Consider the following 386-nt stretch of genomic DNA (forward strand, 5'->3'; position numbering starts at 1 on the left):
CTCTGCGTGATTCGCCCTCTTATTGTAGGGATAAGAGGAAACAAGGCGGTGTTATAGCTGTCTGCACGGCAAAGTGCAAGCCTCAGTCCGGATTTCCCCCTCTCAGGCAAATATACAACAGCCGCAAAGGTTGATTCCCGATAGTATGGGTGATAGTTTGCGCCACCAGCGTAAGCGGCCAGTGATACTGGCCGGAATCACGAAGTGTCACTGTAGAATAAGACTGTCAGATAAGTATAGAAGGTTGGAATGGATTGTCGTTTAGGCTGCGGAGCCTGTTGTATTGCCCCGAGTATTTCTTCCCCCATTCCGGGTATGCCAGATGGCAAACCTGCCGGGGTGCGCTGTATTCAGCTAAACGACAATAATTTGTGCAAGCTTTTTGG

General features: G+C 49.7%; 1 protein-coding gene. It reads left to right on the plus strand.

The features are described 5' to 3' along the window. Window positions 1-249: 249 nt before the first annotated feature. Window positions 250-386, plus strand: a 137-nt coding sequence (locus ACYP03_RS24535; protein WP_459782454.1) for a YkgJ family cysteine cluster protein, incomplete at its 3' end; no start/stop codon positions are given.

The sequence above is a fragment of the Photobacterium sp. R1 genome (assembly GCF_054600795.1).